This is a genomic window from Salicola sp. AFF1, from assembly GCF_056783195.1.
Map to the genome: position 1 here is coordinate 1 of NZ_JBXAYL010000060.1, position 3,774 is coordinate 3,774.

Annotated in this window: 6 protein-coding genes; 4 read left to right on the forward strand and 2 right to left on the reverse strand. The window is 54.6% G+C overall.

Going from position 1 to position 3,774, the window contains the following annotated elements:
* The first annotated feature begins 179 nt into the window (after positions 1–179).
* Positions 180–389 carry an addiction module protein gene (locus tag AC1RQI_RS16315; protein ID WP_481905669.1) on the forward strand — a complete coding sequence of 70 codons (210 nt, stop codon included), beginning with the start codon at positions 180–182 and terminating at the stop codon, positions 387–389.
* On the forward strand, positions 386–652 hold the full coding sequence (locus AC1RQI_RS16320; protein ID WP_481905670.1) for a type II toxin-antitoxin system RelE/ParE family toxin: 267 nt from the start codon (positions 386–388) through the stop codon (positions 650–652). Before AC1RQI_RS16315 ends, AC1RQI_RS16320 begins: the two co-directional genes overlap by 4 nt.
* A 12-nt stretch (positions 653–664) precedes the next feature.
* Here AC1RQI_RS16320 and AC1RQI_RS16325 read toward each other — a convergent pair whose 3' ends face one another.
* Entirely contained in the window at positions 665–1,693 is a 1,029-nt protein-coding gene (locus AC1RQI_RS16325; protein ID WP_481905671.1) for an IS630 family transposase, read from the reverse strand.
* A 252-nt stretch (positions 1,694–1,945) separates the two neighbouring features.
* On the opposite strand from AC1RQI_RS16325, the gene AC1RQI_RS16330 reads away from it, so the two are divergent.
* Entirely contained in the window at positions 1,946–2,992 is a 1,047-nt protein-coding gene (locus AC1RQI_RS16330) for a helix-turn-helix domain-containing protein (protein ID WP_481905672.1), read from the forward strand.
* Positions 2,993–3,487, forward strand: coding sequence for a PIN domain-containing protein (locus AC1RQI_RS16335; RefSeq protein WP_481905673.1), 495 nt, complete (start codon positions 2,993–2,995; stop codon positions 3,485–3,487).
* A 66-nt stretch (positions 3,488–3,553) separates the two neighbouring features.
* Here the strand turns inward: AC1RQI_RS16335 and AC1RQI_RS16340 are convergent.
* On the reverse strand, positions 3,554–3,774 hold a 221-nt coding region (locus AC1RQI_RS16340; protein ID WP_481905674.1), incomplete at its 5' end, for a hypothetical protein.

The window sequence follows — 3,774 nt, forward strand, 5'->3', positions numbered from 1 at the left end:
ATCATGACCGGATCGGCCAAGTCCCGGGAACTGGTCGGCGGGCATCATTCGGATTTTCCAGGGATGGGGTTCGGTTTTGCTACATGTTTAACGGCCTACGCTTTAGCGCACCCAGGCCCTGAGTGCAGTATTCCCCTTATCTTTTCGGTGCGGTATCGTTTTGGTTAAGGAGGTGTTTTATGAACCCAGGTATCAGAGACTTGCCCATAGACGAGCGTATCCAGCTCGTGGAAGACGTCTGGGACAGCATCGCTGAGGATCAGCAAAAGCTTGAGTTGACTCAGGCGCAGCGGGAAGAGCTGGATCGAAGGCTGAATGCTTATGAGCAGGATGGCCAATCAGGCAGTGATGCTGGAACAGTTCTGGAAGGGATACGCCGGAGACTATGACTTACAACGTTCGGATTCGTCCGGACGCCGAGAGGGATATTGAAGACGCAGCCCAATGGTATGAGTTGCAGCGCCAGGGATTGGGGCATGAATTCATGGATTCGGTGGAGCAGACACTGAATCGCATCAGTGAGAATCCTTCCCTTTACCCTGTCGTTCACAGAGACTCACGCCGAGCTCTGATCAGGAAATTTCCTTTTGGCGTTCACTATGTGGTTGCTGACGGCACGGTCGTGGTTATTGCTGTTACTAATCCGAAATAAAGTAAGCGAACATCAGCTTAAGATATAAGCCAGTTCGGGATGCTGAAAAAATGACCTCAGCAGTTGCGGTAATTTCTGCAATCGCCGCAATTGCTGATAAACGATTTGGACCAGTTGGTGGCGGTTTTGAATCGACGCTTTGCCGACATGGTGATATTTGATGTAACCCCAAACCGATTCATCCGGATTGAGCTCGGGTGAATACGGCGGCAGAAAGAACAGTCTGAGCTTGCCTTCCAGACTGTCGACGAACTGGCGAACACGTTTGGAGTGATGCACCGGATGGTTGTCCAGAATCAGAAACACCGGGCTGTCAGCGTCCTTGACCAGGGCCTTGAGGAAATCGATGAACGAATCTGCATTTAGGGACCCATCAATCGCTTTGAATCGCAGCTCGCCACGCGGCGAGATCGCGGAGATCATGTTCACGCTAAAGCGTGAACCGGTGGTGCGCACCACCGGTGTCTCGCCCATTGGCGCCCAGGTGGTGCCGCTGTGGTAGTCAGAGCGCACGCTGGCCTCGTCTCCAAAATAAATTTTGGCCCCGGCCTGCTTTGCCAGCTTTTTGATTTCCGGGAAGGACTCCTCTTTCCATTGTTTTACCGCTTCTGGTTTCTGTTGATAAGCCCGGTGAAGCGGCTTCTGTGGGGTCAGGCCAAGGTTACGCAGCAATCGACCGACGGAGACCTCGCTGAGATGGACGTTGAATTCACGACGAATCAGACGACGGACCCGATCCCGGGTCCAGAGGGCAAACTCAAACTCCAGTTGCAGGGGGCTGAAACTGGTGATCATCGTGTAGAGTCGCCGAATCTGGTCGCCGGTGAGTTTACGTGGCCGGCCGGAGATCGGCTTGGCTCGAAGCGCCTCGAAACCGCCTTCGCGATAGGCCGCCAACCATTCGTAAATGCGCGCCCGACTCATTCCAAGCGCTTTAATAACCGTTTCCGGACTTTCGCCTTCCTGGACTCGTTGAACGGCTCGAATCCGCAATTGTTCAAGCGTTTGGTGGTCCAGTTTACGGCCATCGGAGTCGCGCATTGGCTCAACCGCTTCCTTTACCATTGAACGAATAAAGGGTTATTATAAATCATGTTCGGCTACTTATGCACGCCTTAGTATGCACGGCCGTCGTCACCCGAAGCGGTGGAAGGAGAGGAGCTGACTAACGCTGAGTTTCTCTTATGGGTTTTCTGAGGATTGGGTTGGGTTTGTGGTCGACGCCTTCGCATTGTCGGTTTATAATTTTTACAGAAATGGTAAATTTATAAACCGACAATCTTTGGAGACACCATGATTGGTGAGCGTTTACAGCGCGCCCGCAAAGCTGCTGCCCTTTCTATGGATGCACTGGGCCGGCAGGCTGGCGTTAGTGCCACCATGATCAGCAAGTATGAGAAAGATCGCAGCATGCCGAATTCCGGTGTGCTTATTGCGCTCGCGAAAGCGCTCGGTGTGCGCAGTGAGTATTTCTTTCGTCCGGTGAAGGTAAACCTGGAGGGGGTGGAGTACCGCAAGCGGTCTTCCGCTCCGGCGTCCCTGCTCAAGCGCATCGAAGCCGATGTGCTGGATCAGGCTGAACGTTGGCAGATACTCGCGGATCTGTGGCCTAATTTCCCACTGCCCGATTTCCATTTGCCTGAATCTCTGCCTGACCGGATAGGGGCTCTGGATGAGGTTGAGGCTGTCGCTGACCGGGTTCGGGATGCGTGGGACCTGGGGCGCAATCCGATTCCGGACTTGATCGATGAGCTGGAGGGCCGTGGAGTCCTGGTTATCCTGACCGAGGTCGATGATCTGGCGAAGTTCGATGGGCTCCAGGCGACCGTTGCGGACAAGCCATTCATCGTTGTGTCGAGCCATTGGCCGGGAGATCGGCAACGCTTCACTCTGGCTCATGAACTGGGGCATCTGATCCTGAATGAACGCTTGGATGCGTCAGTTGACGAGGAGAAAGCGTGCGACCGTTTTGCGTCGTCTTTCCTGCTGCCCGCAGGCAGTCTGCGCCAGCAGTTGGGGGAGCATCGCCGGAACCTGGAGGCTCAGGAGCTGCTTCTGCTCAAGCATGAGTATGGGCTCAGCATGGGTGCCTGTCTCTACCGGGCCGGCGATCTTGGAATCATCAGTGACAGTCGTCGTGGCCAGCTCTTCAAGCTCTTCAGCCAGAAAGGTTGGCGTAAGCGCGAGCCCGGTGAGCCTTATCCCCAGGAGCAGAGTTACCTTTTCACCCAGATGGTTTATCGCGCCCTGGGTGAGGGGATTATTGGGGAGTCCAAGGCGGCGGAACTTCTCAAGAAGCCGCTGATGACGTTCCATCGTGAGCGCATGCTGGCTTCGTAAATGCCCCTGCTGATCAGTGACGCCAACATTTTCATTGATCTGGAAGAGGGCGGCCTCATTGCCGAGCTATTCCAGCTTCCTCACGAAATCATGACGCCGGACATCCTCTATGAGGAAGAGCTGGATGAGCAGCATGCTCATTTGCTGGAGATGGGGTTGAGGCTGGGTGAACTTACGCCCGATACGATGATGGATGCCTACAGGCTTATAGAGACCTACCGAGATCCTGGCAGCAATGACTGTTTCGCAATGGCGCTGGCGAGGCAGGAACAATGCCCCCTCCTGACCGGGGATAATGCCCTGCGAAATGCTGCGTTTTCAGAGGGCATAGAGGTTCGGGGGACTCTGTGGGTGGTGGAAGCGTTGGTCACTCAACGAGTCATAACCAAGAGGCGGGCTGAATCCGCATACAATCGCATGAAATCGTCGGGCCGGAGGCTGCCCTGGAGGCAGGCTTTTGAAAGGTTGGCTGGCATCGATAACTTTACGGACTAGGTGCAAACTCGTCCTTGATCTCGATTACCCCATGCTCTTCAGCATCTTCGACCTAGGCCACGTAGTCTATCTGGCGGCTTTTCTCTTTCTGAAAGTCCAGACCGTACCGGCCACTATTCCCAGAAATTCCGGAAGAAAACGCAAGAACTCTGGCTGCACTTGGCCCAAGCAGCCGCTGGCACCACGGTATGCTCCTACAGGCCAGCAGCCATAAACCCCCAGGACGACTAAACTGCCAGCAAGCATGAGGGGGATTGAAAACGCCACTGTGGCAATAATCCAAATGA